This window comes from Streptomyces sp. ISL-94 (assembly GCF_018614075.1).
Taxonomy (GTDB): domain Bacteria; phylum Actinomycetota; class Actinomycetes; order Streptomycetales; family Streptomycetaceae; genus Streptomyces.
Genome location: NZ_JAGGOZ010000014.1, coordinates 39,559 through 62,542, shown reverse-complemented (window position 1 = coordinate 62,542; position 22,984 = coordinate 39,559). Strand labels below are relative to the sequence as shown.

Below are 22,984 nucleotides of genomic sequence, written 5' to 3'. Positions count from 1 at the left end.
TCACAGGACCATCAGGTCACCGTCGTCGTAGGCGCTCTTTACAGGGGCTTCGCGGGTCATCGCTTCGGACAGTGCGGTCACCAGGGCAGACACGGCGTCGATCTTCTCTGCGCTTCGGGCCTTGTCCGGTTTCACGTTGCCTGCCGGGTCCATCGCCACGGCCAGGTTGTCGACCATCCACGTCACCGCCGGGTTGCCGCCGTGCCGAAGCTGCGGCACCTCTGGAGTCCCCTTCAGCAAGAGCCGCTGCAGCTCCTTCAAGGGCGGGCTCATCGTGATGAAGCCCTGTCGGACCTTCACCATCGGCGCCTCCGACTCGGCAAGCTTGTTCGTCAAGGGGACTGCCGACCACGGGTCGAAGCCGATGCTGCGGACATCGAAGGCGTTCAGGTCCCGCTCGATCTGAAGCTGGATGTAGTCGTAGTCGGCCACGTTGCCGGGAGTGGTCACGAGAAGGCCCTCACGGACCCAGACACTGGCCGCGCCCGCCGTTCGCTGATCCAGCACGGCGACGTTGTCCTCCGGCGTCCACAGCCGCCACAGGGCATCGAAGCCGCCGTTCTCATCGTCCGGGAACAGCCAGCACAGGGCACAAAGGTCGCTGGTCGCAGCCAGGTCGAGGCCGCCGTAGGCCTCCCGGCCGGCCAGCTTCGACTCGTCGACCATCCCGGCGTTCGCGTTCCAGGACTCGATAGTGAGGAACTTCGTCTCCTGCTTAGTCCGACGGCCGAGGTGCAGCCGCAGGAACTTCGCCAGGTCCGCGGGGCTCTGCTTCGCCTCGTCGGACTTAGCCTGCAGGTAGGAGCGGGTCGGAGACACCCCGTAACCGGGGTTCGCCTTCCGCCAGGTCGCCTCAACGTGCGGATCGTCGTCCCGCTCGGCAGCCCACACCACGCCGTACACCGAAGGAGCCGCGAAAACCCGGCGGGCCAGCTGCTCGACCCGCTTGCGCTTGCGGTCATACACCGATTCCCGCTTGCCGGAGTCGGCCGTCGTGATGATGACGACAAGCGGCTGCCGACGCGAACCAGTGCCCGTCTCAATGGTCTCCACCAGCTCGGGCGTCTTGTGCTCGTGGAGCTCATCGACGATCGCGCAATGGATGTTAGCGCCGTGCTGGGCGCCAGCCACCGAGGCGATCGGCTTGAAGTACGAGCCGGACCTCTTGTGGAGGATCTTGTCCTTGAGGGGCAGGACGTGCTTCTTCAGTGCGGGCGCCGCCTCCGCGAGCTTCTTCACCGGCTCGAAGACGAATCCGGCCTGCTCCTTCGTCGTCGCCGCAGTGATGACCTGGGCGCCTTGCTCGCCGTCCGCGCAGGTCATGTAGATGGCGAGGCCGCCGGCCAGCGTCGACTTGCCGTTCTTGCGGGGCACGTCCACATACAGCTCACGAACGACCCGGACGTAGGACTCCGAGTCCTGGTCCCAGCGGACCCAGCCGAAGACCGGCGCCAGGATGTAAGCGACCTGCCACGGGTCGGGCTTCAGCGGCTGGCCCGCCCATTGGCCCTGGGTGTGACGCAGCAAGCTGAAGGACTGGATGACCCTGTCCACCCGGACCGGATCGAAGACCGCGCCCGGTGCCTCGCCCGGCGAAGGCGTCTGGATCAGCGGCGGGCAGTCCGGGATGGGGAAACCGCGGTCCTCGAGGTACCAGGCGACTTCCGGGGACAGCCGCAGTCGCTCCAGATCCACGCCCGCCGGCGCCCGCTTACGCGAACGGGTTGTCGTCCTCGTTGCCATCGTCGGCCCCCCTCGCGAGGGCCTGCTCCGACGAAGGGGTCAGGCCGAAGTGGGCGGCGAAAGACCGAAGCTCACGGCCAGCAGCCCGGGCGATGCCCACAGCCGGGTGCGCGAGAGTGCCCTGCCTCGCCTCAATGGTCAGGCCCTCGCTGTGCTGCTGGCGGATCGCGTCCACGAACGTTGCCCACGTCTCGCAGTACGCGGCCAGGACCGCGCGGTCCTCCTGCTTCAGGATGTCCAGGCGCTGCAGGCCGGGCACCACGCGCCGCCACTCGGCCGCGGCCTCGGCGGAAAGCCAGTCCGGAGGCTCCGGGGCGATGCGCCGGAAAGCTGGACCGGGGTTAACCTCCCGGCCGCCCGAGTCCTTGCCGGGGCCCTGGCCCTTGAGGAGCTTGAGGGCGGCGGGCTGAGCTGTACGGGCCATGATCAAGACCCCCTATCCCAGGATCTGAGTCCGGGTGTTTTTCACTGACCGCGGCGGGCCCCCAGGCGATCAAGTCAGGGATTTGGACTCCCCTACCCCTCTGGCCTGCGGTTCCTTCCGGCTCTTGATCGGTTGGCTTGGGCGGCTTCGGCCTTGGACTTGATGGCGTGGTCCTCAGGGCAGATCAGGCCGAGGTTGTCCATGTCTCTGGCTGATCCGCCTTGGCTGATCGGCCTGATGTGTTCGAGGTCGAAGATCTCGTCGTCTTGCCGCTCTCGACCGCAGACGTAGCAGCTGTCGTTGTCTCGAGCCGTGACGCGCTTCTTGAGTGAGCGCATGGTGCCCGAGCTCATCCCGTAGCGGTCCTGCTTGCGTGCTCTGTTGGCCCAGGCTGGCGGCTGATGTTCTTCACATCGGCCCCGGTTGGTGGCGAGCTCGGCACATCCGACGGTTCCGCATCTGGTGGGTGGAGACATCGGCATGGGGTCCACCTCCCTCTGGGGCGAGCCGTCTGGGTGCTTTGGCCACGCCGTGAAAGCGTGCTCCGACTCTCCCCCAAAGGGTCGAGGGGGAGGGGGCCCCGGGGGGGCAAGCAGGGGGGCATCTCTCCCTGGGGGCTATGCAGGCATGAGCTCCCGGGTGGCTGCCGCGATACGCCGGGAGAGATAGATGTGCCCGGCGTCGTTGGGGTGGACCCCGTCGCCTCCGATGTATCCGGCGGCGTTGCCGCTGGTGATCCATGCTCCGTGGGTGGCTACCAGGCTTCCTGAGGCGTTGTAGCAGCTGCCTGTGAGTGGGCTGACAAACGGAAAGCCCGCAGCGGCGGCTGTTGTCCGGAGTGTCGCATCGGTGTTCTGGATGGACATCGCTGGACTCCCGGAGGGTGACCAGCAGCCGATTACGTAGACCTCGCAGGAAGGAAGCCCGGTCCGGATTGTGGAGTACAGACTGGCCGCGGCCGAGGCGATGGCGCTTTGACTGCCCGCGTTGTCGTTGTAGCCCGCCCAGATGACGAGCCTGTCCGGGCTCCATCCGATGACATCTGCATTGACTCGATCGCCCAAGGTGGCGTAGCTGCCAGCGGTTATGTAACCAGTGCCACCGCGTCCTTGCCGCCAGACATCGGTGGCCCCAAAGAGTCGTCCAACCCTGTCAACCCAAGTTCCGCAACCTGCGCCGGCGTTCTGGCTTGAGCCATCTCCGAGGCTGTCGGTGAAGGTCATGAACCGCCCGCCTTGAAGCGGTACGCCCCAAAGAGTGGCTGTGGGAGGGATGTACACACCGCCGAAGGGGAACGTGGAGAAGTCGAGCCTGATGCGCCGCGGGGCGGCAGACCCCAAGTCGATGGTGATGAGGTGACCGGAGCCAGGGGTGATGCCCCCACTGCTCTGCATCAGGTCGGTGACTTTACGCCCGTCGATGGTGAGCCGGTACATCGTCGCCGCGCTGATGTACTTCATGCGGACCTGAAAGATTGCCGCATCCGTGCCGAACTCCACGGACCACACGCCTTGCCCACTGGCGTAGGTGTTCGGGTACTTAGACAGCGGCAGCACGTAGTTCGTGTCAGGGCTGACGGTTCCGATTTGGAAGTTCCCGGCACCGGCGTAGGTGAACGGGGCGGTGACATCGGAGCCAGAGAGGGCTACGCCAGCAGGGGCGTACTTGATGTAGCCAGCGGTAGGGGTGGTCGTCTGGGCGGTGCTGATTGAGGGTGCGGCGCCGCTGTAGAGGCTTTCAGCCATGACCGGGTCGGGTAGGTGTCTGCGGCGCCACTGGTTGATGATGCCGACGCTGCTGCTGTTGGTGATCAGCCCCAGGTTGCCGAGGGCAGTCATGAGGCCGGCGAGCGCGGTCCCATCGGCGCGGGATCCGCTGATGGTCTGCCGCGCGACAGGCGTGGCTCCGTGGAAGCCCACGGTGTTGGCGGCCCCGTCGAGACGGTGTCGGATGATTCCGCCTGTGCCTTCGACCCGCAGGTCGGTGTTGATCACCCTCGCGGGCGCGGTCGTGTTCATGCCTGCAAGGAAGGCCGTGCCGTTCTCGATGGCAGCGATCCGGGTGACCGCGGCACTGAGATTGCCGTCCAGGGTGTTACCTGAGGCGAGCTGGTAGAACTGGCCGTTCGCCCAAGTGCGATCTCCGTGTGGGTCGCTGGCTGCGGCGTGCGCCCCGATTTTCGCGGTGGCGCCGGCGGGTGTCTCGTAGGCCGCGTCGGCTCTGGCGACTTCAGTAGCGATGGCTGCGTCGGTGTAGGCCTCGGCGTCGGCGTTTGATCCATCGGCGCCGTCAGCCCCGGCAGGGCCCGTCGGTCCTGCGGGTCCCGACGGGCCGGTGGCACCTGTCAGTCCTTGGGGTCCGGTAGGTCCTGCGGGGCCTGCTGGGCCTTGGACGGTGACGTATTCGCCCTGCTCCGGGCTAGTCGGCGCAAGCGTGGAGAGCTCGACCGACGGCCCGAGGCTGGCGGCAAGGAGGATGTCGTAGCTGTCGCTGGCCGCATCGTAGGGACGCTCGATGACCTGGTAGGTCCAGCCGGTGGGGGTGAAGCCGCTGGCGTCGCTGGCCAGCAGCTCGACACTGAGAGCGCCGTTCACCCACTCGGCGACGGCGTCACCCATGACGATCAGGCCGTGTTCCGTCGACGTGACGGTGCGGACGCGCGGCCGAAAGATGACCTTGCCGCGCATGGGCCCGCCGTCGGGGTGCTGACGCGTGTCGGTGACGGTGACTGTCTGGACTCCGTCGGGCAGCGGCATGGCGGACCTCCTCGAGGTAGATCCGCCGCGCCGTGCGGCTGGTGGGCTACTCGCCGGGTGTGGTGGCCTCGCCGTTGACGAGCGTCGCGAAGATCCGGGCCTGGGGTTCCTTGCTGGCCGGCACAGGCTGTACGAGGACCTCGCCGCCCGCACCTTCGATGGTGATGAAGAGCTGCGTCATGTCTTTCTTCAGGAAGAGGGCGAAGATCCCGGTGAGGGCAACCCGGGTAGCGGTGATGCGGGCCTTGGCTTCTTCGCCGCGCTCCAGCGTTATCTTCGCGCCCTCGACTGGCACGTCCATCTGATTGGGGGACCGGAATTTCCCGCCGAACATGGTGACGCCGGCTGCTGCGGCTGCGCCTCGGATCTTGCTGTTTCGGGCGGCTGCCGCTTTCTCTTCGGGCGTCTTCTTGCTGCCGAACATGGGCACCTCTTGGGTCGCGGTTCTGGGTGCCTCATGCTGACCGATTCTGGCCCGCGCCGCAGGGCTTCGGGTCAGGCGGCTTTGGGATTCCGTTGCGGCATGGGCCGGTAGGTGGCGGCCCGTTCACGGATCTCGGGGAGGGCGTACATGACGATGCGCTCGTGCCCGGTGCCGGCGAATTCGGCAGACCGACCGGGGAACCGCCGGATCTTGCCGCGACTGGCCCACTTGCGAATGACGGTTCCCGGGACGCCAGTCGCTTCGGTTGCTTCGTGCTCGAAGACGAGGTCGTGGGCGTACAGGTCGTAGAGGCTCATGGCACCCCCAGGAACGACAAAAGCCCCCGGCGACTGCTGGGGGCTTAGCTGAAGGCGGGCACACCAGTTCCACGCCGAGGTCACTGTGACATACCGATGATCAGCCAGTCAAGGAAGGCGACTTCCGGCCGGATGGCTGCGATGCTCTGGCCATGGATGACCTCGTGCAGTTCCTCCGTGCCCGCCTCGCCGATGAGCGGGAACGTGTCCGGTCGACCGCGGGAGTGCTGGCCCGGAACGCTGGCGCGCTGAATCTCCAGCCCGAGCGGGCAACGGCCCATGCACAGGAGATGGTGACTGCGGTTGAGGCCAAGATCCGACTGTTCGAGGAGACCGTCCATCCGTACCTCTGGGTGGAGGGGCGCGTAGGTCGCCTTGCTGAGCTGCAAATGCGTCTTATGGCCTTCGAGTACACGGCGCATCCGGGTTACCGGCCGGAGTGGGCGCCCGATCAGGCGTAACCTGCCCGTTCCGTAACGCCGAGACCCCCGTGCGCGGGACACTGTGCGCATGGGGGTCTCTGACGTCTCGTACATGGTCCGCGGTCGGACGCGGGAACTGTGTCAGCAGGAGCTTGACCGCTTGTGCCAGCTGTTGGGTGCCCGGCCGACGATGGCGCCGTCTGACCGGCACGGCTTCGGCTGGATCGCGCGTGCGGTGTCAACGCAGGCGGCCCCGGCCGGTGAAGGCCAGGGCCGCGGGTAAGTCAGTGCCGGTCGGCTTCGCGGGCCGCCTGGCCGAGCATGCGGATCACGGGCGCCGGCCCGGACTGTGCCGTATTCCAGGCGCCGATGGACAGGTGGTCGGGGCATTCGGCGAGGATCTGCTCCATGAGCGTGGAGGTGGCTTGCTCGGCGAGTCCGAGGCCGCGGGCTGCCTCGCGTATCGCTCCGATGGCGCAGAGGGCGCCGCTCGTCTCTCGCAGGTAGTGCCGGGACCAGCCTGCCTCGGCGATGAGGTGGCCGGCTCGCTCAAGGACTTGGGCGACGGGGCTGGTGTGCTGGGGCTGCCAGGCGGGGAGGATCGGCGGGCCCGGTGAGACGACGGGGATGTCGATGTGGGCGGTCCGGATCGCGTGGTCGGCGGAGGCGGTGTCGAGCCGGTCGTCCATGGCGAGGGCGCGGAGGGCGAGCCGGTCATCGAGGGTGAGTGGTGCGGCCACCTCCTTTGCGACGGGGGTGAGGGTGGTCGTCGGCATCTCTACCACCAGCTCCTGCGGCCGGCCTTCTTGTCTTCCTTGGCCCGGTCCTTCGCTTCGGCGCCCAGGCGCTCCATCTCCTCGATGCCGTCGTGGATGTTGCCCTTGAACTCCTGGCCGCGGCCGATCCCGTAGAGGCCTTCGTCGCGGCAGTCGGGGCCGGGGTCGGAGACGTGCGGGATGCCGCGGGGGACGCTGTCGTGGATGGTTCCGTCTCCCAGCGCGAAGAGGTCGCTGACGGTGGTTGTGGGTGACTTGTCGAAGATCCAGCCGCCAAGGAGGGGGTGCTGCCCGGTGCAGGTGTGGGCGACCCAGTAGCGGGCGTGGCTCCAAAGGGCGGAGCGCCCGGCGTATTCGGGGGTGCGGACGATGTAGACGGTCTTGCCCTTGCGCAGCCAGCGGTTGAGATCCTTCTCGTCTCCACGGCGGCGGGTGGTCCAGCTCTTCATGGCGTTCTCCTTCGTGGTCGGTTTGCGATAGTTGGCGGGGCGGACACAGTCCCAATTTGCGGCGATTTGTCCCCCGGACAGGCAGGTGGACGCGGGGCGGACAGGTCCGGGGTGCGTCCGGGTGCTGTCCGCCCTCTGACCGGCGGATATACCGGGATGATCTGGGTGTTGTCCGGGGGTTGTCAGGCCCCGTCGAGGAACTTCAGCGCGTCTTCGAGGTCCGCCCGCCGGTAGCCGTTCACACGGCCTTCCTTGTGGGGGACGGTGACCTTGACGGTGCCGCCTGCCCCGCCAGCCCTGAGGAGAGCCCCGAGGCCCTCAGGCGTGAGTGTCTCGCCGATGAGGGGCGCCATCTCGTCAAGCTGAGCCTCGGACCGGCCGAGCTGGTCCATGGCCATCAGGGCCCCGCGAAGGGCGTCCCGCTGAACGCGCTGCTCGATCGTCAGGTTGGCGACCGACCGCCCAGGTACGCCATCACTCTTCGGGCCGCCGGCAGCCGAGGACAGGTTGGTGGCGTTGAGAAGGTATTTCTCGATGGGGTCGTCCCACTGCCCGACGAGCCGGCCTGCTGCTCGACGGACCTCGACGGCCCGCTGGAGGAGCAGGCCGATCTCCCCGCGTTCGTCCTCGTCGAGGTCGAAGGAGCGGGCGAGGTCAGTCACGTCGGCGAAGGGGTTGACGAGCCAGCCGAGGCCGGGCCGCGGCGGGTCGAACTTGGAGGCGTCTCGGCCGGCCCCGGCGGAGCCCGCGCCGAGGATGGCGTTGGACTGGGTGGCGTTGTCGACGCGCATCGCCCACTTGGTGCCGCAGTTCATCGCGAGCCCCTGCGGCAGTACATCGACTTCCGGATATTGGGTGATCAGCACCATGAGGATGCCGGCGCCGAGCGCGACTGCGGACAGCTCTTCGAGGGCGGAAAGGATCTCGTCGCGGAGTGGCTTGCCGGGGCGGGTGTAGGTGGCCAATTCGTCGATGACGAGCAACTCAATACCGCCGATGGCGCCGATGAGGCCGTGGATCAGCTTGGATTTACCCTGCTTTCCGAGGCCGCGTTCGCGCCGGTCCTTGTCGGCCAGCAGTCCCTGCAATAGGACGAGGAGGCGTTCAGGGCTGGGCTTGAAGTAGGTAGATGCGACGCCGGCCCGCGCGTAGGGGTCCCACTCTCCGTTGTGCTTGCCAGCCACGATCCGCAGGTTGACCCACGGGTCCATGGTCGCGCCGACGATCAGGTTGGATGCGCCGACGCCCTTGCCGGAGCGGCTCATGCCGCCCACGAGCGTGTTCTGGTTCATGAGCGGCAGCTTGATCGTGTTGCCGCGCTTACCGAATGCGACGGGGATGCCGTCCTTCCACGAGTCGATAGGGCCGTGCTGCAGGAGCAGGGGCGAGGGTCGTGCCGCTTGGAAGGGGTCGCTGTCTGCCGTCCAAAGGCTGGCGCGTCCGGCTAGGCCGGGGACCTTGTCGATGTCGACCATGGTGACGTCGCGGCCAAGTGCGGCAGCGAGGCCTTCGGTCCTCTTCCGGAGGTCGGTAACGGTGCCGGTGCCGCCGAGGTCGAAGGTGATGGTGCGGGTGCCGTCGGGGTTGGCAGGCGGGTTGGCGACGATGGTGATGTTGGGGAAACCGAGCTGGGCAAGGGCCCCCCGGAGCTCGGGCTCGTCGGCGGCGCGGTTGGCCTGGCTGATGGCCTGCTCCAGGAACTGGGCGGGGAGGGCGATCGTAGGGTGGCGGGGTTCGTCACCGACGCCGTGGCGGATGCCGTACAGGTAGGCGCCGAGCGCGGTGAGCGCGGTGACCCACAGCCCGCCGGACAGGGTTCCGGCGGTGGTGGCGGTCGCCGCGGTCGTGGCCCACATGCCGGTCTTGGTGGAGTGGATGATGCGGTGTCGGCGGGAGTTGGCGCGGAGCTCGGTGACGACGGCCTTGAGGGCCTGCTGCTCGCCGACGTCATCTGTGGCGGCGATGGCCTGACGGGCGGTGCCGATCATGTGGGGGTAGTCGTCGTGGTACCGGTCGAGCCACCGGGCTGCGAGGCGCCGGTAGCCGCGGCTGGCGAGCGGCGCGTACAGCCGGTGCTCTGCTGCGTGGTCGATGGCCCGTGCCAGGACGCCTTCGGCAGCGGGCTTCTCGGTCGGTACGACGACACCCTCGAGCGGGGCCGGCGCCTCGACGGGCAGCGGTGGGACAGCGGTCAAGCGCGGGTGTTGGGCGGCGGTGGTCACGGTCGATCTCCTCTCTCCTGATCGGGGGCTACTGCTGCTCGGACTGGACTGCGTCGCGAAGACGGAGGGCGTAGGCGTTGCGGCATCCGACTGCTTCACGCACGTTGCGGGCGGAGAGTCGGTCAGGTCCGCCAAGCGCATCGGCGAGCTTTCGCACCTTGGCCAGATCAGCTTCCGCGAGGGGCTTCAAGGCGTCCTCGTCGGACGAACGCAGAACCGGTCCGTTCCCTTTACCCCCAAGGGCTGTACGGCCCTGAGGTGCGCCCTTGGAGGGCTTGCCGGGAACACCTACCTCCGAGCCGAACAAGTCGGCCAAGAGGAACTCAACGGCGAGCCGCTCAGGGGTTCGTTCCGCCTCTGCGAGAACTGCGGCGACGTCCGCCTCAGCCTGAAGCCGGTCGGCAATCACGTCGGCGGTAACCCCGGGAGGCGCGCCCTGGATGTCCCACCATGCGCGGGTGAACGCCTCTTCCTTCGACAGGGCGCCGTAGGGTGCGGCAAGCAGGAGCGCCTTGGCGCGATCGGTCACCTCCTTGAACTCCTCACGTCGCGCCTTCTCGTGGCGAGCGCGGGCCTTCTTCTCAAGCCGATGCCTCGCGTTACCGACGGCGGCGGTAAGGGTGAGGACCCACTGACGGACTTCGAAGAAGAGCGGGCCTCCGAGGGTGACGGCTGCAAGGCCCATGGCTGCGGTCTGCGTCTGGCCGGCGGTGAGTCCGTGACTGACGAGACCCTGGCCGTACTGGTAGTTGATCAAAGCGGCGTAGGAGGCTGCCGACATCGACAAGGCGCGCAGCACCCAACGGACCCAAAGGGCGAGGCGCTTCTCGTCGGCGTAGGCGACACCAGCGGCCAAGATCCAGGCGGACCCTTCCAGGGCGGGGCCGATCGGGAAGAGCATCCAGTGGATCGACACGAAGTGGATGATCTGAGCGGGAAGGCTGGCGGTGATGCTGAAACCCACCAGGGCCAAGGTCCCTCGCCGGTAGACGCTCCCAGGAGCGAGATCACGCTGACGCTTAGATGCTCGGTCACGGCGACGCTGCGCCTTGTCTTTCCGAGTCTGGAGCTTGACCGCCCGCTGCTCCTCACGGCTCTTGCGTTCTTCCTCGCGGGCCAATTGGGCTGCGGCAGCCTTGGCGGCCAGTTCCCGGGCAGCCTTGGCGTCCTCATCTTTGCGGCGCTGCTCGTACCAGTCGCTGCTCACGGCGGGGTCCTTTCTTGGTTCAGGCAGGTGTTCGGTGGCGGGTGGGTGTGATGCGGTGGCCGTCGAGGAGGACGTCGACTGCGAAGGCCGCCGCGACGAGCGCGAAGATCAGGACTCGGGTGGGGGCCGACGGTGTGACCCCGAACAGCCAGGCGAAGCCGGCGAAGAGGCAGAAGACGCGGGCCTTCGCGATGCTGGCGAGCAGGCCGGCGCTCATGACCAGCTCCAGGGCTCGCCGTTCTGGCTGGCGCGGTAGCCAGCGGCGGACCAACGGCGGACGGTGTCTGCCCAGTCGCGGGGCATCTTCGGGTGCTGGGCTGCCTTGGCGAACACGTCTGCGATCTGGCCGGCCTGGGCGGGGCTGATGAGCAGGTCGTCGGGGAGGCGGCCGGTAAACAGGTGCTGGATCTTCCGCCAGTCACTGCTGGTCAGGACGTGGGCGATCTGCTTGCCGAGGTTGGCGTGCGACGTGTACGAGAGGCGTTCCTGACCCCAGGGGTTGGAGCCGTGCGAGATGTTGATGCCCATGGCGAAGCTGCCTTTCAGGCGGGTGAGGTGGTGGGGTGGTGCTGGCCGGATCTCCAGGCCGCCCGTGCGAGACGGGCGGCGAGGGCTACCGGTCAGCCGGCTGCGAGCGGCAGGCAGCGATCGCTGGCATCGCGGCGCATGGCGTGCATGAGGGCGATCTGCTCGGCGATGGGGTTGGAGCGGTAGTCACGACTGGCGCCACAGGTGCGGCATTCGACGCCGAACCCCTGGCTGCGGGACACCACCTGCACGCGCCCTTGACCGAATTTCTTCACTACGAACGGCATGTCTCATTCCCTCCCTGGGCCGGGACTGTCCCGGGCTCCCCTCACCGCCCGCACCTGTCGGGCGGATCGGGCAACCGGTCAGCGGAGCTTCGAGGCGAGGTACTCCAGGCGGCCGGCTTCACGTTCGTCCGCACTAATCCGCCAGTTCGCGCCCCACGCTTCGAGCCGGGTCAGCTTCTCGACGCCGTGGTTGTTGCGGAGATGCCGCAACTTCTCTTCGCGGGCACCCGGCCGGGACAGCTGCGCCGCGTGCACAAGTTCGTGGACCAGGACGACGTCCAGGTTCTCGTCGGCGGGGCAGCGCTCGGCGTTGATGACAACAAGGACGCCGTCCTCGCTGATGCTGGTCCGGCCGGCGGGGCTCTTGCTGGTGAGTCGCTGGCGCTTCGACGTCCCGAGGAGGGCGGCGTCATTGCGAAGGACATGGTCGTCGATTCCAAACGAGTCGGTGACGACGATCCGAAGCGGATCAATACCCTCGCGCATCTTGCGTGTCACGAGCTGGACGGCCTGGTCCGCGACGGCCTCGATGCGGTCGATAGCCCCCCGGTGTCGACGGTGCAGTCGGTAGCCGACGACGTCCATCACGCGGCGGCCTGGGTACGGAGCCCGGCGAGCTGGTCGACGAGAGACGGACCGCCCGGGTGGGCGAGGTCGAGGGCTGCGGCCCGCTTCCGGATGATCCGCATCGTGTCCCAGTCGCGGTTCATGGAGGCGGCCAGGTAATCGGCGATGGCGCCGGCGTGGATGGAGGCGAGGGCGTCCTCGACGATGGTCGAGCTGCGGCGGGCGGTCAGGCTGGTGACGTTGCTGGGCATGGCGGTGGTTCCTTCCGGTGGTCAGGCGGGGTGGGCTAGCGAATGGCTGAGGCGGCGGAGAAGAGGAGTGCCGCAAGCCCTGTGAAGATCGCGAGCGTGCAGAGCAGCAGGGCGACGAAGCTGACGATGACCGCGAAGGAGATCAAGCGGCGGCTCATGACTGGCGGCTTTCGATGGCGAGGAAGGTGACGGTGAAGTCGCCGTCCTCCTCGGTGCGCTCGATCGCCGGGGGAAGCTGCGGCTGCTGCTCGTCGGCGGTGGGCTGCTCGGGCATGACGGTGCTCCTCGAGGGTCAGGCGGGGTGGCGGTCGGCGATGGCGCGCAGGATGTCGGCGGTGAACTCGGCGGGCAGTAGGCCCTTGTCGATGGCGGCGAGGGTGGCGAACTCTCGGGCAACCGCCATCCGGTCGCCGTTGTAGCTGGAAGGGAAGCCGGAGCGGGCTGCGGTGGCTTCGGTCTCCTTGACCGATTTCCGCAGCAGTTCGGCGGCCTCTTCGAGGTATCGGGACATGGCTGTGCTCCTCGGTTGGTCGTGCCGGGAGGGGGGTTAGCTGCGGTGGGTGTGCTGCTGGCCGGTGCCGAGGGCGCCGACGTTGTTGCGGGCGTCGGCCTGCGCCTGCGCGGCCTGAGCCGGCGGCCTGTAATCGGCAGCGCAGGCGGCCGGCGTGGCTGGCTGGTCGACGATGCTGTGGCCCGACTGGGCGGAGGCGGCCATCAGGCGGCGTCGCGGGCGGACCGGGCCATGGCGCGGATCTTCTCCGCAAAGGCGGTGAGGTTCTCGGCGAACTCGTCGGCCATGTCGGGCGTCATGTAGTAGCCCTCGCCGCCGTCATCGACGGTGACGAACGGCTTGCGCCGGGCCGGCTCCGAGGCGTAGGGGTCGATCCCCAGCCGGGCGAACAGAGCCAGCTCGGGGTCCTTGCCCATGCGGGGCGCCATCAGGTCGGCGTAGTCCCCGCAGTGCCACACGTCCTCAAGGAACCCTTCGGCGTGGGCGACGTGATCGATGGTGCACCAGGACGGGCACTGGATCAGGATCTGCTGGCCACGGACCACAGCCGGGGCGAGGCGGGGCGGGGTGGTGTTCACAGCGCCACCGCCAGCTCGCTCGCCGGGATGCCCCGGTCGTCGAGGTACTGCATGAAGGCGGCTCGGCTGACGCGGATCGTTCCGCGGCCGGAGCCGACTCGGTAGGAGGGGAGACGGCCGGCGGTGATCTCGCGGTAGATGGTGGCTCGGTCGAGGCGCAGCGCGTCGGCGATGACCTTGACGTGGAGGGGGTTGTCCTGTCCCTTTTTGGGGGCAGGCACGGTACGCTCGTGCTGCATCTCTGAGACCCAATCTCTGATGCGCTGGCCCTGGCGGGCCCGGTGTTGGTAGCACCGGGATCACCCTGCTGGGGCCTTTGCGCGTTCCAGGGCATTGCAGAACTTGCGGCTTCTGTCGAAGCTGCCGATGGCTAAAGGTTATGACGAATGTCGGTCCAGACGCAAGAGCGTGAGCGTGTCGTCACCAAATCCGCTGTGGTCGCGCAGGTCAGTCCCATGGTTCACTTGTTGTGACCAATAACCAGGAAGGGACAAAGTGGCGCATCAGGGCAAGCCGGCTTACCAGCAGATCGCCGACGACATCAGGCAGCAGATCCACGACGGCGCCCTGCAGGCTGAGGATCAGCTGCCCACCGAGGCCGTTCTGATGGCCGAGTACGGCGTCTCGCGCATCGTGGTCCGCGGCGCGATAGAGGCCCTTCAGAATGAGGGGCTGATCGTCAAACAGCAGGGAAGAGGAACGTTCGTCCGCGAGCAGCGGCGGCTAGAGAAGCGGATCTCGGGCGACCTCTACGGCAAGCGGCCCACCGGCTCCCCTGTGCAGGCGGCGACGGAGGCCAGCGGGCGGCGATCCGAATGGGACGCAACGACGCGACGAACCGCAGCAACCAAGGCCATCGCCGAACGTCTAGCGATCGAGCCCGGCGCCGAAGTCATGCGGACCACGTACAAGTACTTTGCTGACACCGACGTGATCAAGATGGCGATCTCGTATGAGCCGCTCGCACTCACCGGCGGTACGCCGATCGAACATCCCGAAGCCAGTCCTGTCACCGGCGTCGTGCCTCGCTTCGACCTCATCGGGCTGCACATCACCAAGGTGATCGAGGAAGTCACCGCCCGCGCACCCCGCCCACAGGAGGCCGAGGGCCTCAGTCTCCCGCCGGGCGTGCCGGTCATCGTCGTGACGCGCACGTACTACGTCGATGACCTCCCGGTCGAGACGTGTGACATCGTGGTTGCCGCGCATCGATACGCGCTCTCGTACACGATCCCGATCCCGCCGGCCGAGCAGAGCTGACCCCGGACGCACGTGAGCCCCCGCCGCCGTGAGGCGGCGGGGGCTTCGTCATGCCGCGGTCCTCTCCGCGTGCGGCAGTTGCAGCACCTCGGCGTGCCCGTACTGCGTCTCGCATCCAGGGCACCGCGCGCCTGGGGTGTCGAGAGTGATGCGGAGGACGGTTCCGCAGGGGCAGGCAACGGGGATCCGGCGGGGCGGCCGTTCACCGGTGACGAGTCGCCTGGCCTGGCCGGCTATCTGCCTGAGCTCGTCGCCGAATTCCTTGGCGGCGGGGTGGCTGTCGCAGATCCAGGCGAGCTGGTTCTGCAGGAAGGCGGCCGATCCGTCGACGTCCTGTTCGATGCTGCCGCGGAAGGGCCGGAGCTCCCAGTCGAGGAGGTTCCTGATGTCGTCTTCCCAGCTTGTGAGGACGCCCTGGATTCCGCCGCGCGCCCTGAGGTCTAGTGCGTCGAGGCTGCACGGGATGGGCGCGGTGCGGGTGCCACCGCGGCCCTGGTCGCCCCGCCGGCTGGGCTGGAGGGCTTCGGCGAGCTGCCGGTACAGGGCGGGGAGTTCGGCGAGGTCTTCGTAGACGTGTTCGCGGCAGCTGGCGTGGACGGTGTCTCGGCTGGGCCTGAGGCAGAGGGGGCAGGGCCAGGACTGCGGGGTCTCCATCACAGCGTGCTCCTTGTGCGGCGGTGCGGTCGGTCAGGTGGTGGGGCGGTGGGGGCAGTCGGCGGCTATCGCGGCGTGGAGCTTGTCGGCGGTCACGGTCGTCGCTCCGGGAGGTCGAGGGTGGGCTGATCACCGCGGAGTCGACTGAGGAGGGCGGTCAGCTGGTCGCCCTCGAGGTTGCAGCGAGCCCACTCGCGGACGGCGTCGATGCGGGTCTGGAGGCGGATGGCGCTTCGCTTGGCGGCCTCGGTCTGCTGCCGCTGCTGGTCGTACTCGTCGGCGGTGGGTCCGGCGTCGCCGCGTCCGCAGTGCGGGCAATAGCCGGCGGCGGGCTTCTCGGTCCAGCGGGCGCCTTGGTCGTCGGCTGCGTCGAAGAGCTGCCAGCGCCGGTCATGCTGGACCACGGCCACCGTGCCATTGGCGCGGCGGCAAGGCTGGCCTGGCAGGGCCTGGCACTTCGGGCAGTGCACCGACCAGGACGGGTCGACGGCGCCTTCGTCAATCTCGGTTCCAGCGAGTGCGCAGGTGTCGAGTCTGTAGGTGTGCTGCTCCGCGCAGGCGGCGGTGCAGCCGTCCGGGGTGGTGTTCACAGCAGGTCTCCTTGCGTCTGTACGTCGGTGACGGGCTTGAACAGCCGCCAGGCGTCGGGCCTGCCCGGCGGCCGTCCGTGGTCGCCGCTGATGGGCCGGTGGCGGGACTGGAGCCATTCGGCGAGCTGGTCGTCGGTCCACTCGGGCGGGGCGGTGTCGCAGGGCTCCGACCACAGCTCCAGCTGGCCAGTCACGGCGAGGTCCACGTGCGGACGGGGATCCCGGCTCGGCGGGCGAGGGCGACGGTGTGCGAGGCGCCGCGGCTGCCGTTGCGGATGAAGCTGAGGCACAGGTCGGCTCCCTCGGCGACCATGCGGGCGTTTCGGCGCGGGCCGGCCGCCTTGCCGTGGTTGGCCCAATCGGCGATGAAGATGTCGATGGTGACGCCGGTGCGGTCGGCCCAGGCGTGGGCAATGGCGTCGGCGCCGGTGGGACAGCCGCCGTGTGCGAGGACGAATTCGTGGTCAGCGGGGGTGAAAGCGTAGGCCTCGTCGAGGGCGCGGCGGATGGTGCCGATGTCGGTCCAGTTGCGTGATCCGGTGACGAGGATCCGGCGGGTGGCTGGCTGCTCGGTCATCGGCTGCTCCCGTCGCTGGCGAGGTCGGCCGTGCGGTTGCTGTACGGCGGTTCGTGGCTCTGCGCCCACCACCGGCCGGCCTCCTGGTCCCAGTGCTTCGACTCAGGGTGGGGTCCGGCGAGGAGAGTGCACATCCAGCCGCTCCGCTGGTCGGCGCAGGCGAGGAGTTCGGGTTCGGGCTGTGCGGTCATCGGTGCCTCCTGGGGTCGGTGGATGCTGGGTGGGGGCCGGCCCGATTGGTGCGGGCCGGCCACCGGGGCGGGTCAGGCGGACGGGGCTACATCGGGGCAGGGCCACGGCGTCGTCTCGTCGTAGAAGCCGTGATCCGACTCGACGGAGCACAGGCCGCAGACGACTGTGGTGGCGACGTGCGAGCAGCGCTCGATGGTCGGGTCGTAGTAGCCGTCGGCAGTGTGGTACTCGGGGCACTCGCGCTCGACGCAGTTGATGGGGCCGGTGTTGAGGATGAGGGGTGTGTGGGGCGGGGGCTGGGTCACGGCGGGTCTCCTTCGGTGTGCGCGAGGCCGGACGAACCGGCCGCGGGATCAGGCGGCGGGCAGGGTGAGCGCGGACAGCCGGCGGGCGGTGGTCTCGCAATACGCCTCGGACGCTTCGATGCCGATGGCGCGGCGGCCTGCCTGCCGGGCGGCGTCCAACGTGCTGCCGGAGCCAGCGAAAACGTCGACGACCAGGCCGCCGGGCGGGCAGGCGTAGCGGATCAGCGGATCCAAAATCCCGAGCGGCTTTTCGGTGGGGTGCAGGGCTCGGCCATGCATGTTGCGAATCTTGATCACGGATCGGGTCAATCTGCTGCCGTCGCGCACGTGGTTGTGCGGTCCGATCTTCCCCGTGTGATCTAGGCCCGCAGTGACGCTTTGCCGTTCGTATCTGTCGCTCGGATCGAAGACCTTCACGCGCGGGGTGTCGTGATGCACGGACTTCCAGTCGCCGCGGTACCAGTGCGTCGCCATCTCGTGGACCCGTTTGAACCGGTCAGCGGCAAAGCCGCTACCCGACTGCTTCTCCCAGACGATGTCCTGGCTGAGCTTCCAGCCGTCGAAGTCGTGGCGTCGGTCGAGGAACATCCGCATCGAGCCGAAGCACCACATGGACGAGGTGACGTCCGCGGCGAGGGCGGGCCAGCCGTCGGGCCACCGGTCCCAGGCGAGAGCGGTTTCCTGGTATGGAGGATCCGTGCAGATCAGGTCGGCTTTGACGCTCAGCGCCGGAAGTACCTCCCGCATGTCGCCGTGGTAGAGCTGCACAGTCCCGTCGTCGTAGTAGGGCGTGAGGGTCATGTCGGGCCTTTCGGGCTGCTGGTTTGGCGGACTGCCTGTGCGGGGCTCTGAGGGGCGTTCTGCGATCCGAATGAACTGGACCACGCACGCTGCTAGTTCGGTCGGGAGGTGGGCCCCTGCGGCTTTCTGGGGCTTGTTGTGGCGGCTGCTGGCGGTATCAGCCCCCGCTTGCGGGCTACGCGGACTGCTGCGGCTCGTCGTTCGTGACGGTCCATCCAGGCGACATCGAGCCGCTTGTAGGCCTCTGAGAGGCGGGCGGCTACCCATGGGCGGGGGCGTCCGATGCGGAGGGCGACGACGGTGAGGGTTGCCCCGTCGGCTGCGGCTTCAAGGGCGGCGGCCTGCGGTCGGGTCAGGGGCATCCGGGGCGGGCCGCTCATGTCTGCCTCCGGTAGCGGTCGGGGATGGGGGTGCCGGTGGCGTCGAGGTGGCCGTCGGCGGTGGCGAGGAGGAGCAGGGCCCGCTCGAGGACGTCGGCTGGGGGCTGGCCGGGGTAGCAGCGGCGGAGGATGTCGGCGGTCCGGACGGTGGTGGCCAGCCGCATCGGGTGTGGGGCGGTCACATGAACTCCAGCGGCTCGTCGGCCTCCGCGGCCTGCTCCATGCCGTCGGCGAGGGCGAGGCCGGCCTGGCGGTGGTACGTACCGATGGGGTCGTCGTCCTGCTGGAGCGTGGCGGGCCAGAGTTCTTCCACGACGGTGTGGAGGTGGGAAGCGATGGCCGTGCAGTCGGCAGGGCTGAGGTTGCCGTCGCAGTCGGAGTGGTCGAGCAGTGGCCGGAGCGGCGAGGTGATGGTGTCCCAGGAGCGCTCACCTCCGTAGCCGTACATCTGATTGAGGTCGATGCCCTCGCGGGTGGCAATGGCTGTACGGAACTGAGCGAAGCCGCTGTATGACCACTGGGCTTCGCCGTGGCTGAAGTCGATTCCCATTGGGTTCTCCGTTCGTGAGAGGCTTTCGGTGCGGACGCCCTCGCTTTCCTCGAGGGCGTCCGTCCTGCGTTCAGGCGGGCTGACCGGTGGAGTCGAGCCGGTGGTAGTGACTGATCCCGTCCCGGCCGGGCCGACGAAGTCCGCGCCGGCATACGTCCGGGTGCTCGGCCAGCAGCTCGGGCGTGCAGGGCACCCACGGGCCGGGAGCGGGCGGGCTGTCTAGGACGGCGAGGATGTACGCGCCGAGGTCCCAGGCGTCGGTGTCGTCACCGAGGTAGACCTGGGCGAGCCGGTCACGGATGGCGGTGTGCCGTGATGCGGTGGCTTCGGCGAAGAGGCGGAGGCGTTCGAGCTCGGTCATCAGGCGGCCTTTCGGGTGCGGAGGTCGGCGAGGAGTTCGGCGCGGTGTCGGGCGGCGCTTTCGGCGGTGGTGGGGTAGGTCCGGAGGATGGTGGTGGGCTGGTAGCCGCTGCCGGAGCAGCGCGTCTGGTCCGTGTTGCGGTGGGCGCGGAGGGCGCCGTCTGCGTTGAGGGCTGCTTGTCGTCCGCACCAGGCGCACCAGCCGCGGGGCGTGACGGGGGTGGCTGCGGGCCGCAGCCCGCCGAAGGTGCCGTCGGGCTGGGCCTCGGCGAGGAGGCGGTCGAGGGCGGTCACCGGTCGGCCTCGCTGTTGGCCACCTCGAGGAGTACGTCGGCGTGGCAAAGCTGGTTGAGCGCGCACCGGCAGGCGAGGTCGCGGCCTGTCAGCTCCTGCCGGACAAGGTCGACCGTCAGCCGGGGCAGGCCCTGCCGCCAGACGTAGAGCCGGGGCGTTGGCGCGGTGAGTGCATGCCTGAACAGGTCGATGCACTCGCGCCGGGTCATGTAGCGGCTGGTGTGGCTGGTGATCCGGCCGTCGGCGTGCTTGTACGGGTGGTGATGGCCGTCGGCACTGATCCGGGTCTCCAGCTCCCAGGGGCTTCCGTCGAGGGCGGGGACGCGGGCGAGGGCTTCGCGGGTGCGCCAGCGAAACGGGGTGGCGTACTCGCTACCGGGTCCCACGTAGATCGCGTCCTCGGGCGGGCGCCAGCCGCGGACTGCGGGGCGGTGGATGCGCTTCGGGCTCATGCGGCCATCTCCTGGGCTTCGGTGTAGCGGGCGGGGTGGACGTCTTCGCGGCGGCGGCCGTTGTCGTGGCAGGCGATGCCGGGCTCGACCTGGCAGGTGGTGCAACAGGCGGTGGTAAGGACCCAGAGGGTTTCGCGGGCCGGACAGGGGTGGAGCTTGCGGTGGCGGCCGGAGATGGTGGTGCAGGCGACTCCGATGGCGGCGGTGCAGTGGGGGCAGCGGACGGTGCGGGCGGGATGCGGAGCGGGGCGGCCGGCACGGAGCGCGGCGGGCATCGGGGCTGAACGGGGCTTGCTCATCGCTGGCCCGCCTTGACCGACGCCGGGTACTGGCGCACCTGCAGCTCGGCGGGCCAGTCCTCGGGGGTGCCGCCCTTGCGGTCGCTGGCGCTGTTGGCGGTGGCCCAGACGGAGCCGAGCTGCTTGACGAATGTGGCGGCTCCCGCGGCCTGTGCGGTGGCGGACAGTCCGGCGACCCAGTCGGGGTTTACGGGGCGGGCGCCGGGTCCTGACTCGCCGCCGACGATCACCCAGTCGATGGGGAGTTCGGTGCGGTCCCGGGCGTATCCGAACGACGTGTAGGCGAAGGTGCCGTCGTCGCGAACGAGCCGGCCGATGTTGTTCCAGGCGTGGACGTACCGGCCGGTGGTCTGCTTCGGGTCGGCTCCGAAGCCGTCGTCCATGGTGACGCGGGCCCCGAAGGCGGGCGCCTGCTGCTGGTGCATGTCGCGCATCCAGTCGCGGGGGCTGCGGCCTTGGTCGGCTCCCCAGAATCTTTCAATGTGTTCGCGCACGATGGCTGGCACCCACTCGGGCCACGTCCAGTCGGCCCAACTGGCAGAGGCCTGCTCGGGCAAGAGCGGGGAGATCGGGGTGAGCCAGGGGGTGAGGTCGACGGGGCCGAGAAGCGGCTCGCAGGACAGGAACCGGACTGCCGCGGAGGTGTCGATGAGTGCCGGGATGCGGAGGTCGGCCCGCTTCTGGTCTTCGACGCTGACACCGAGCCACACGTTAGGCAGCGGCCAGGTCGCGTCATAGAGGGCCTGGGCGGTGTCCTCGTCCGGAGTTGCCTCCAGGAGTCGCTGGCCGCCGTCGATGGCGGCGCCCACGAGGGACCGCATGCGGCCGTGCCGCTTGGTCAGGATCTGGTAGGTGTGTTGCGGCGTGGCTGCCATGACGGCGAAGACGCGGGCGATGAACTCGTCGGTGACGTCGGCGTGGAACAGATCGCTCATCGAATTTACGAAGACGCGGCGGGGCTTGGTCCAGCGGAGCGGTTCGGTGAGGACGTCGTCGTGCATGGCGACGCCGAAGCCGGGGCCGCTGGTGGCCGGGTTGCCGTCGGTCTGGTACTTGGCCTGCCCCATGGCCTTGAGGCGCTTGGCCATGGTCAGGGCGTAGCAGTTGTCGCAGCCGGGGCTGATCTTGTCGCAGCCGGTGGTGGGATTCCAGGTCTGCTCGGTCCATTCGATGTTGCTCATCAGTCCTCCTGGCTGGGTGTGAGGCATCCGCCGCATTCGCAGGTGGTGCCTTGCTGGCTGTCGTTGCGGGCTCGCTCGAGGGCTGCGTCCCAGGCGCCGGGCGGCACATCGGCTATGCGGCTGGGCGGCCGGCTCCCGGTCGGCCAGGCGCCGGGGGTGTGGCCGGGCGGTCGCGGCGCGGGTACCGGGGCGGCGGGCTGTCGGCGTCGTCTGCCGTCGGCGATCTGGCAGCGGAGGAAGTCGCGGAGGCTGCCGTCCTTCCGCATGGCCTTGATGTCGTCGCGGTCGGCGTCGGTCATCCGGTCTCTCCTTCGGGTTCGACGATCTCGGCGTCGGGGATGTCGCTGTCGGCCTGGACTCGGGCGAGGTGTCGGGCGGACAACTCCCGGATGCGCTGTTCCTCGGCGGCCCGCTGCCCGGCGTCCTGCTGGCCGCGGCCGGAGGCGATTCGCAGGCGGGCGGTGTGCGGCTTGATGCGGGGTTTGCCCAGCGGCTGCTTCTCGGAGCCGCCTGGGGTTTTGCAGGGGCGGCCTATGGCGGCCTGGCAGGTCGGGCAGACGATGCCGAGCGGGCCGGACCGGCGGACAGTGTCGATCAGCTCCGCTTCGACGGGCCGCTCGTCGTCGACTGTCCGGTTGCCCTGCCAGCCGCGGGCTTCGAGCCCGGCCATGAGCTCCCGGCTGGGCTCACCCTCGATCGCGAGCCGGCCGGTGGGCACGGAGACGCGGCCGGAGGCGATGGCCTGGACCTGGCCCCGATAGCGGGCGAGGTACTCGGCAGTGGACTCGCCCTCGAGCGGCTCGTACTGGAAGTTCTCCACCCGGGCGGATCGGATCTTGGAGCGGAGGGTGCGGACGTGGTGCGGCAGGATCCACAGCTTGGCTTCGGGATCCTTGGGCGCGGTCGTGTAGTAGGCGTCGATGGCGGCCTTGGCGTCGCCATCAAGGGGCACGTCGTGTAGAGCGGACGCCCACGCAACTGCGGCGGCCTGGCTGGGCTTGCGGTTGTCGAAGGCAGCGCAGTAGCCGAGCAGCGTGGCGGCTTCCTTCTCGTTCATGCGGAGTCCTCGGAGTCGAAAGAGGCAGCGATGGCGGCCCAGCCGGCAACGGTGGCGTCGGTGCCGGAGAGGGTCTGGCCGCTTGGGAGCTGGAAGACGTTGCCGGCGGGCCGCTGCTGCTGTCGCTCGCTGGCCCGCTTGGCGTCGTCGCGGATCCACTTCTGCCAGGCGTCCGGCCAGGAGTGCCGGTTGGCGCCGGTGGACCGGTAGTGGCTGACGAACTGGGCGGTGGAGTGCTCGATGTCGAGGCCGGGGTAGACGCCAGCGGCCCAGCGGCGCATGGAGTCGGTGACCACGAATCCGGCGTCGTCGATCGGGGCGCTTGGCGCGAGCCCCCCGGGACCGTAGGTAGAAGCACCCACCCCAGCCATAGCGGTTGTTGGTGGTTCTACTGGAGGTTCATTGGTGGTTAGGGCGGCACTGGGTGCGTTACATACGGACGCAGAATCCGTTACGTAACGCACTTCGAATGCGTTACTAACGGACGCAGAATCCGTTACAGCGGACCCCGTAACGCTCTTCGTGTCCGTTTCCGTAACGGACGCAGAATCCGTTACGCCCTTCGTCCTG

General features: G+C 68.7%; 38 protein-coding genes. 2 read left to right on the top strand and 36 right to left on the bottom strand.

Annotation, left to right across the window (positions count from 1 at the left end; translation table 11 throughout):
• The 6 genes from J7E94_RS04970 to J7E94_RS04945 form a co-directional block, all read right to left on the bottom strand.
• Positions 1-1,743, bottom strand: a complete 1,743-nt coding sequence (locus tag J7E94_RS04970) for a terminase large subunit (protein ID WP_215012650.1) — start codon at positions 1,741-1,743, stop codon at positions 1-3.
• Positions 1,712-2,167 carry a phage terminase small subunit P27 family gene (locus J7E94_RS04965; RefSeq protein ID WP_215012649.1) on the bottom strand — a complete coding sequence of 152 codons (456 nt, stop codon included), beginning with the start codon at positions 2,165-2,167 and terminating at the stop codon, positions 1,712-1,714. The genes J7E94_RS04970 and J7E94_RS04965 overlap by 32 nt, the downstream gene beginning before the upstream one ends.
• Positions 2,168-2,259: 92 nt before the next feature.
• Positions 2,260-2,520, bottom strand: a complete 261-nt coding sequence (locus J7E94_RS04960; protein WP_251056148.1) for an HNH endonuclease — start codon at positions 2,518-2,520, stop codon at positions 2,260-2,262.
• Positions 2,521-2,784: 264 nt separating this feature from the next.
• Entirely contained in the window at positions 2,785-4,923 is a 2,139-nt protein-coding gene (locus tag J7E94_RS35325; protein ID WP_215012647.1) for a GDSL-type esterase/lipase family protein, read from the bottom strand.
• A gap of 46 nt (positions 4,924-4,969) precedes the next feature.
• The gene (locus J7E94_RS04950) at positions 4,970-5,347 is read right to left on the bottom strand and encodes a hypothetical protein (protein ID WP_215012646.1); all 378 of its coding nucleotides are present in this window, start codon (positions 5,345-5,347) and stop codon (positions 4,970-4,972) included.
• 71 nt (positions 5,348-5,418) lie between these two features.
• Positions 5,419-5,664, bottom strand: a complete 246-nt coding sequence (locus J7E94_RS04945) for a hypothetical protein (RefSeq protein ID WP_215012645.1) — start codon at positions 5,662-5,664, stop codon at positions 5,419-5,421.
• 152 nt (positions 5,665-5,816) lie between these two features.
• On the opposite strand from J7E94_RS04945, the gene J7E94_RS04940 reads away from it, so the two are divergent.
• The gene (locus J7E94_RS04940) at positions 5,817-6,125 is read left to right on the top strand and encodes a DUF6221 family protein (RefSeq protein ID WP_215012643.1); all 309 of its coding nucleotides are present in this window, start codon (positions 5,817-5,819) and stop codon (positions 6,123-6,125) included.
• Positions 6,126-6,370: 245 nt separating this feature from the next.
• On the opposite strand, the gene J7E94_RS04935 is transcribed toward J7E94_RS04940, so the two are convergent.
• The 13 genes from J7E94_RS04935 to J7E94_RS04880 all read right to left on the bottom strand — a co-directional run bounded on the left by J7E94_RS04935 (position 6,371) and on the right by J7E94_RS04880 (position 13,683).
• Complete coding sequence (locus J7E94_RS04935) at positions 6,371-6,862, bottom strand: hypothetical protein (protein ID WP_215012641.1); 492 nt, start codon at positions 6,860-6,862, stop codon at positions 6,371-6,373.
• A 2-nt stretch (positions 6,863-6,864) separates the two neighbouring features.
• Complete coding sequence (locus J7E94_RS04930; RefSeq protein WP_215012639.1) at positions 6,865-7,311, bottom strand: hypothetical protein; 447 nt, start codon at positions 7,309-7,311, stop codon at positions 6,865-6,867.
• Between the two features lie 182 nt (positions 7,312-7,493).
• Complete coding sequence (locus J7E94_RS04925; protein WP_215012637.1) at positions 7,494-9,506, bottom strand: hypothetical protein; 2,013 nt, start codon at positions 9,504-9,506, stop codon at positions 7,494-7,496.
• Positions 9,507-9,561: 55 nt separating this feature from the next.
• Positions 9,562-10,740 (bottom strand): hypothetical protein, encoded by a 1,179-nt coding sequence (locus tag J7E94_RS04920; RefSeq protein WP_215012635.1) that lies wholly within the window; start codon positions 10,738-10,740, stop codon positions 9,562-9,564.
• A 19-nt stretch (positions 10,741-10,759) separates the two neighbouring features.
• Positions 10,760-10,957 carry a hypothetical protein gene (locus J7E94_RS04915; RefSeq protein WP_215012633.1) on the bottom strand — a complete coding sequence of 66 codons (198 nt, stop codon included), beginning with the start codon at positions 10,955-10,957 and terminating at the stop codon, positions 10,760-10,762.
• Positions 10,954-11,268: a hypothetical protein gene (locus tag J7E94_RS04910; protein WP_215012632.1), complete on the bottom strand. Its 315-nt coding sequence runs from the start codon at positions 11,266-11,268 to the stop codon at positions 10,954-10,956. The genes J7E94_RS04915 and J7E94_RS04910 overlap by 4 nt, the downstream gene beginning before the upstream one ends.
• A 92-nt stretch (positions 11,269-11,360) precedes the next feature.
• The gene (locus J7E94_RS04905) at positions 11,361-11,555 is read right to left on the bottom strand and encodes a hypothetical protein (RefSeq protein WP_215012631.1); all 195 of its coding nucleotides are present in this window, start codon (positions 11,553-11,555) and stop codon (positions 11,361-11,363) included.
• 78 nt (positions 11,556-11,633) lie between these two features.
• Complete coding sequence (locus J7E94_RS04900; protein WP_215012630.1) at positions 11,634-12,143, bottom strand: hypothetical protein; 510 nt, start codon at positions 12,141-12,143, stop codon at positions 11,634-11,636.
• Positions 12,140-12,373, bottom strand: coding sequence for a hypothetical protein (locus tag J7E94_RS04895; protein WP_215012629.1), 234 nt, complete (start codon positions 12,371-12,373; stop codon positions 12,140-12,142). Before J7E94_RS04895 ends, J7E94_RS04900 begins: the two co-directional genes overlap by 4 nt.
• Before the next feature lie 35 nt (positions 12,374-12,408).
• Positions 12,409-12,531 (bottom strand): hypothetical protein, encoded by a 123-nt coding sequence (locus tag J7E94_RS35320; protein WP_285440709.1) that lies wholly within the window; start codon positions 12,529-12,531, stop codon positions 12,409-12,411.
• Positions 12,532-12,665: 134 nt separating this feature from the next.
• A complete protein-coding gene (locus J7E94_RS04890) occupies positions 12,666-12,884 on the bottom strand; it encodes a hypothetical protein (protein ID WP_215012628.1) in 219 nt (72 codons plus the stop codon).
• Between the two features lie 203 nt (positions 12,885-13,087).
• Entirely contained in the window at positions 13,088-13,462 is a 375-nt protein-coding gene (locus J7E94_RS04885) for a hypothetical protein (RefSeq protein WP_215012627.1), read from the bottom strand.
• Positions 13,459-13,683 carry a helix-turn-helix domain-containing protein gene (locus J7E94_RS04880; protein ID WP_215012625.1) on the bottom strand — a complete coding sequence of 75 codons (225 nt, stop codon included), beginning with the start codon at positions 13,681-13,683 and terminating at the stop codon, positions 13,459-13,461. Before J7E94_RS04880 ends, J7E94_RS04885 begins: the two co-directional genes overlap by 4 nt.
• A gap of 274 nt (positions 13,684-13,957) precedes the next feature.
• Between J7E94_RS04880 and J7E94_RS04875 the strand changes: the two genes are divergently transcribed.
• A complete protein-coding gene (locus J7E94_RS04875) occupies positions 13,958-14,722 on the top strand; it encodes a GntR family transcriptional regulator (RefSeq protein ID WP_215012622.1) in 765 nt (254 codons plus the stop codon).
• A 48-nt stretch (positions 14,723-14,770) separates the two neighbouring features.
• Here J7E94_RS04875 and J7E94_RS04870 read toward each other — a convergent pair whose 3' ends face one another.
• The 17 genes from J7E94_RS04870 to J7E94_RS34190 form a co-directional block, all read right to left on the bottom strand.
• Positions 14,771-15,376 carry a hypothetical protein gene (locus tag J7E94_RS04870; RefSeq protein ID WP_215012620.1) on the bottom strand — a complete coding sequence of 202 codons (606 nt, stop codon included), beginning with the start codon at positions 15,374-15,376 and terminating at the stop codon, positions 14,771-14,773.
• Between the two features lie 92 nt (positions 15,377-15,468).
• Positions 15,469-15,966, bottom strand: coding sequence for a hypothetical protein (locus J7E94_RS04865; protein ID WP_215012618.1), 498 nt, complete (start codon positions 15,964-15,966; stop codon positions 15,469-15,471).
• Positions 15,963-16,160, bottom strand: coding sequence for a hypothetical protein (locus J7E94_RS04860; protein ID WP_215012616.1), 198 nt, complete (start codon positions 16,158-16,160; stop codon positions 15,963-15,965). The genes J7E94_RS04865 and J7E94_RS04860 overlap by 4 nt, the downstream gene beginning before the upstream one ends.
• Positions 16,157-16,543, bottom strand: coding sequence for a DUF2493 domain-containing protein (locus J7E94_RS04855; protein WP_215012613.1), 387 nt, complete (start codon positions 16,541-16,543; stop codon positions 16,157-16,159). The genes J7E94_RS04860 and J7E94_RS04855 overlap by 4 nt, the downstream gene beginning before the upstream one ends.
• On the bottom strand, positions 16,540-16,734 hold the full coding sequence (locus J7E94_RS04850) for a hypothetical protein (RefSeq protein WP_215012611.1): 195 nt from the start codon (positions 16,732-16,734) through the stop codon (positions 16,540-16,542). Before J7E94_RS04850 ends, J7E94_RS04855 begins: the two co-directional genes overlap by 4 nt.
• Positions 16,735-16,806: 72 nt before the next feature.
• A complete protein-coding gene (locus tag J7E94_RS04845) occupies positions 16,807-17,040 on the bottom strand; it encodes a hypothetical protein (protein ID WP_215012609.1) in 234 nt (77 codons plus the stop codon).
• Between the two features lie 48 nt (positions 17,041-17,088).
• A complete protein-coding gene (locus J7E94_RS04840) occupies positions 17,089-17,841 on the bottom strand; it encodes a site-specific DNA-methyltransferase (RefSeq protein WP_215012607.1) in 753 nt (250 codons plus the stop codon).
• 376 nt (positions 17,842-18,217) lie between these two features.
• Positions 18,218-18,403, bottom strand: coding sequence for a hypothetical protein (locus J7E94_RS04835; RefSeq protein WP_215012605.1), 186 nt, complete (start codon positions 18,401-18,403; stop codon positions 18,218-18,220).
• The gene (locus J7E94_RS04830; protein WP_215012603.1) at positions 18,400-18,771 is read right to left on the bottom strand and encodes a hypothetical protein; all 372 of its coding nucleotides are present in this window, start codon (positions 18,769-18,771) and stop codon (positions 18,400-18,402) included. The genes J7E94_RS04835 and J7E94_RS04830 overlap by 4 nt, the downstream gene beginning before the upstream one ends.
• 70 nt (positions 18,772-18,841) lie before the next feature.
• Positions 18,842-19,132: a hypothetical protein gene (locus J7E94_RS04825; protein ID WP_215012601.1), complete on the bottom strand. Its 291-nt coding sequence runs from the start codon at positions 19,130-19,132 to the stop codon at positions 18,842-18,844.
• Positions 19,132-19,425, bottom strand: coding sequence for a hypothetical protein (locus J7E94_RS04820; RefSeq protein ID WP_215012599.1), 294 nt, complete (start codon positions 19,423-19,425; stop codon positions 19,132-19,134). The genes J7E94_RS04825 and J7E94_RS04820 overlap by 1 nt, the downstream gene beginning before the upstream one ends.
• Positions 19,422-19,877, bottom strand: a complete 456-nt coding sequence (locus tag J7E94_RS04815; protein WP_215012597.1) for a DUF4326 domain-containing protein — start codon at positions 19,875-19,877, stop codon at positions 19,422-19,424. Before J7E94_RS04815 ends, J7E94_RS04820 begins: the two co-directional genes overlap by 4 nt.
• Positions 19,874-20,176, bottom strand: a complete 303-nt coding sequence (locus J7E94_RS04810; RefSeq protein ID WP_215012595.1) for a hypothetical protein — start codon at positions 20,174-20,176, stop codon at positions 19,874-19,876. The genes J7E94_RS04815 and J7E94_RS04810 overlap by 4 nt, the downstream gene beginning before the upstream one ends.
• Positions 20,173-21,384, bottom strand: a complete 1,212-nt coding sequence (locus J7E94_RS04805; protein WP_374224394.1) for a DUF5131 family protein — start codon at positions 21,382-21,384, stop codon at positions 20,173-20,175. The genes J7E94_RS04810 and J7E94_RS04805 overlap by 4 nt, the downstream gene beginning before the upstream one ends.
• Positions 21,357-21,656, bottom strand: a complete 300-nt coding sequence (locus J7E94_RS04800) for a hypothetical protein (RefSeq protein WP_215012591.1) — start codon at positions 21,654-21,656, stop codon at positions 21,357-21,359. The genes J7E94_RS04805 and J7E94_RS04800 overlap by 28 nt, the downstream gene beginning before the upstream one ends.
• Complete coding sequence (locus tag J7E94_RS04795; RefSeq protein ID WP_215012590.1) at positions 21,653-22,414, bottom strand: hypothetical protein; 762 nt, start codon at positions 22,412-22,414, stop codon at positions 21,653-21,655. The genes J7E94_RS04800 and J7E94_RS04795 overlap by 4 nt, the downstream gene beginning before the upstream one ends.
• Positions 22,411-22,776, bottom strand: a complete 366-nt coding sequence (locus J7E94_RS34190) for a hypothetical protein (protein WP_251056146.1) — start codon at positions 22,774-22,776, stop codon at positions 22,411-22,413. Before J7E94_RS34190 ends, J7E94_RS04795 begins: the two co-directional genes overlap by 4 nt.
• Between the last annotated feature and the right edge of the window lie 208 nt (positions 22,777-22,984).

What these genes read in the sequence shown, in the direction of transcription:
- J7E94_RS04810 (WP_215012595.1), bottom strand. Translation starts at nt 20,176, where the DNA reads ATGAGCAAGCCCCGTTCAGCCCCGATGCCCGCCGCGCTCCGTGCCGGC.
- J7E94_RS04830 (WP_215012603.1), bottom strand. Translation starts at nt 18,771, where the DNA reads ATGGGAATCGACTTCAGCCACGGCGAAGCCCAGTGGTCATACAGCGGC.
- J7E94_RS04965 (WP_215012649.1), bottom strand. Translation starts at nt 2,167, where the DNA reads ATGGCCCGTACAGCTCAGCCCGCCGCCCTCAAGCTCCTCAAGGGCCAG.
- J7E94_RS04950 (WP_215012646.1), bottom strand. Translation starts at nt 5,347, where the DNA reads ATGTTCGGCAGCAAGAAGACGCCCGAAGAGAAAGCGGCAGCCGCCCGA.
- J7E94_RS04915 (WP_215012633.1), bottom strand. Translation starts at nt 10,957, where the DNA reads ATGAGCGCCGGCCTGCTCGCCAGCATCGCGAAGGCCCGCGTCTTCTGC.
- J7E94_RS04825 (WP_215012601.1), bottom strand. Translation starts at nt 19,132, where the DNA reads ATGACCGAGCTCGAACGCCTCCGCCTCTTCGCCGAAGCCACCGCATCA.
- J7E94_RS04805 (WP_374224394.1), bottom strand. Translation starts at nt 21,384, where the DNA reads ATGCCTCACACCCAGCCAGGAGGACTGATGAGCAACATCGAATGGACC.
- J7E94_RS04910 (WP_215012632.1), bottom strand. Translation starts at nt 11,268, where the DNA reads ATGGGCATCAACATCTCGCACGGCTCCAACCCCTGGGGTCAGGAACGC.
- J7E94_RS04890 (WP_215012628.1), bottom strand. Translation starts at nt 12,884, where the DNA reads ATGTCCCGATACCTCGAAGAGGCCGCCGAACTGCTGCGGAAATCGGTC.
- J7E94_RS04795 (WP_215012590.1), bottom strand. Translation starts at nt 22,414, where the DNA reads ATGAACGAGAAGGAAGCCGCCACGCTGCTCGGCTACTGCGCTGCCTTC.
- J7E94_RS04945 (WP_215012645.1), bottom strand. Translation starts at nt 5,664, where the DNA reads ATGAGCCTCTACGACCTGTACGCCCACGACCTCGTCTTCGAGCACGAA.
- J7E94_RS04840 (WP_215012607.1), bottom strand. Translation starts at nt 17,841, where the DNA reads ATGACCCTCACGCCCTACTACGACGACGGGACTGTGCAGCTCTACCAC.
- J7E94_RS04895 (WP_215012629.1), bottom strand. Translation starts at nt 12,373, where the DNA reads ATGCCCAGCAACGTCACCAGCCTGACCGCCCGCCGCAGCTCGACCATC.
- J7E94_RS04940 (WP_215012643.1), top strand. Translation starts at nt 5,817, where the DNA reads ATGGATGACCTCGTGCAGTTCCTCCGTGCCCGCCTCGCCGATGAGCGG.
- J7E94_RS04800 (WP_215012591.1), bottom strand. Translation starts at nt 21,656, where the DNA reads ATGACCGACGCCGACCGCGACGACATCAAGGCCATGCGGAAGGACGGC.
- J7E94_RS04970 (WP_215012650.1), bottom strand. Translation starts at nt 1,743, where the DNA reads ATGGCAACGAGGACGACAACCCGTTCGCGTAAGCGGGCGCCGGCGGGC.
- J7E94_RS35325 (WP_215012647.1), bottom strand. Translation starts at nt 4,923, where the DNA reads ATGCCGCTGCCCGACGGAGTCCAGACAGTCACCGTCACCGACACGCGT.
- J7E94_RS04935 (WP_215012641.1), bottom strand. Translation starts at nt 6,862, where the DNA reads ATGCCGACGACCACCCTCACCCCCGTCGCAAAGGAGGTGGCCGCACCA.
- J7E94_RS04960 (WP_251056148.1), bottom strand. Translation starts at nt 2,520, where the DNA reads ATGAGCTCGGGCACCATGCGCTCACTCAAGAAGCGCGTCACGGCTCGA.
- J7E94_RS35320 (WP_285440709.1), bottom strand. Translation starts at nt 12,531, where the DNA reads ATGAGCCGCCGCTTGATCTCCTTCGCGGTCATCGTCAGCTTCGTCGCC.
- J7E94_RS04930 (WP_215012639.1), bottom strand. Translation starts at nt 7,311, where the DNA reads ATGAAGAGCTGGACCACCCGCCGCCGTGGAGACGAGAAGGATCTCAAC.
- J7E94_RS04905 (WP_215012631.1), bottom strand. Translation starts at nt 11,555, where the DNA reads ATGCCGTTCGTAGTGAAGAAATTCGGTCAAGGGCGCGTGCAGGTGGTG.
- J7E94_RS04855 (WP_215012613.1), bottom strand. Translation starts at nt 16,543, where the DNA reads ATGACCGAGCAGCCAGCCACCCGCCGGATCCTCGTCACCGGATCACGC.
- J7E94_RS04815 (WP_215012597.1), bottom strand. Translation starts at nt 19,877, where the DNA reads ATGAGCCCGAAGCGCATCCACCGCCCCGCAGTCCGCGGCTGGCGCCCG.
- J7E94_RS04870 (WP_215012620.1), bottom strand. Translation starts at nt 15,376, where the DNA reads ATGGAGACCCCGCAGTCCTGGCCCTGCCCCCTCTGCCTCAGGCCCAGC.
- J7E94_RS04850 (WP_215012611.1), bottom strand. Translation starts at nt 16,734, where the DNA reads ATGACCGCACAGCCCGAACCCGAACTCCTCGCCTGCGCCGACCAGCGG.